The sequence below is a fragment of the Streptomyces sp. NPDC046900 genome, assembly GCF_040644975.1.
Taxonomy (GTDB): domain Bacteria; phylum Actinomycetota; class Actinomycetes; order Streptomycetales; family Streptomycetaceae; genus Streptomyces.
The window spans coordinates 1-1,693 of sequence record NZ_JBEYXD010000237.1; the positions used below are offsets into that span (position 1 = coordinate 1).

Here is a 1,693-nt window from a genome sequence, read left to right on the forward strand (position 1 = left end):
CCGCCTGAGATCAACTGAACGAACCGCCGGATGCGAGGCCCGCATGTCCGGTGGTGTGGGAGGGGGGCCGGGAGAACCGGCCTCCCTACCCGATCATCTCAAGACTGCTCTGACCTCGGCTGTGGGCACGGGTCCGCGGTGTTGACCTCAGCTTACGGGGCGCTGCTGCCGCTCGATGTACTGCTTCACGACGGTGAGCGGCGCCCCTCCACATGAGCCTGCGAAGTAGGACCCGGACCAGAAGTGCCCACCCCACAGGTACCGGCGGACGTGCGTGTCGTACTCCTTGCGCAGCAGCCGGGCGGAGACGCCCTTGAGGCTGTTGACCAGCTTGGAGAGCTGGACCTTCGGCGGGTAGTGCACCAGCAGGTGCACGTGATCGTGCTCGCCGTTGAACTGCTTCAACTCGGCCTCGAAGTCCTCGCACACCTCCCGCATGATCTCCTCGCACCTGTTCAACATGGCGTCGGTGAACACGCCGCGCCGGTACTTCGTGAGGAACACCAAATGGACATGCAGGTTGTAGACAACGTGACGGCCGGTGCGAACGTCGGGATTCGGATTCCATCGCGGCGACATAAACCAACTGTAGTATGGTGATCGCTATGAGTGACAACACCCTGGTGAAGCGGCAGTTCGGGCACCGTGCCCGGCTTGCACTGTCGCCTGCCGAGGTGTCGAACGCCGATGCCCAGGCGCACGCGGCCCGCACGATGTGGAACCTGCTGCACGCCTGGTGGCAGATGATGCCGAAGGACAAGCGCACGCCTGCAAACGCCGATGCCGCGATACGGCAGGCCCGCAAGGACCTCGATTTCCTTGCCGTCCTGCCCGCGCAGGCCGCGCAGGCGGTGCTGAAGACGTACGTCCAGGCATGGAAGAACTGCTGGGAGGGCCGGGCCAACGCACCGAACTTCAAGGGCCGCTTCCGGTCCGCGATGAGCGTGGACGTCCCGCAGGGCCGCGACCTGAACATCAAGCGGGTGCACCGCGGTTGGGGCATGGTCAACCTGTCCAAGATCGGCCGGGTCCGATTCCGCTGGACCAAAAGCCTCCCCGTCGGCAAGCACGCCACCACCGATAACCGGATCACCGGGGCCCGGCTCATCAAAGACGCGCTCGGCTGGCACATAGCCTTCCGTGTCATGACCCAGGAGTCCGCACCCGCGCCCCACACCGGCCCCGAGGTCGGTATCGACGTGGGCGTCACGGTGCCCCTCGCTCTCTCCGACGGCAACCATCAAGACCATGGCCGCCCCGCCAGACTCCCGGACGGCACCGCTGACCGGGACAAGTGGCTCACCCCGAAGGAGAAAGCCAAGCTGCTACGCCTGGAACGCGAAGCAGCGCACCGCAAAGGCTTCCGCAAACGCGGTGAGAAGACGTCCCGCCGCTTGCAGCAGACGTACGACCAGATCAAGCAGCTCCGCGCAAAAGCCACGCGCCGCGCCCTTGACTGGCAGCATCAGACCACCACCTACCTCGCCCGCACGTACGGCACGGTTGTGGTCGAAGCACTCACCATCACGAACATGGTCAAGTCCGCGAAGGGCACTGTCGAAGAGCCAGGCAAGAACGTCAAGCAGAAGGCCGGTCTCAACCTTTATCAGGGTGGTTGTACTGGTGTCCACGACGTCCACCACGATGGAGTGAATCTATGTGGTGGACGGCTTTTCTTGGGTCTGTCAGGCAC

General features: G+C 64.3%; 2 protein-coding genes. One reads left to right on the forward strand and one right to left on the reverse strand.

The genetic code is table 11. From position 1 onward, the window contains the following. Window positions 1-147: 147 nt before the first annotated feature. Window positions 148-579, reverse strand: coding sequence for an IS200/IS605 family transposase (tnpA, locus tag ABZ904_RS51160; RefSeq protein WP_361005442.1), 432 nt, complete (start codon window positions 577-579; stop codon window positions 148-150). 26 nt (window positions 580-605) lie between these two features. On the opposite strand from tnpA, the gene ABZ904_RS51165 reads away from it, so the two are divergent. Then, window positions 606-1,693, forward strand: a 1,088-nt coding sequence (locus ABZ904_RS51165; RefSeq protein ID WP_361831198.1) for a transposase, incomplete at its 3' end; no start/stop codon positions are given.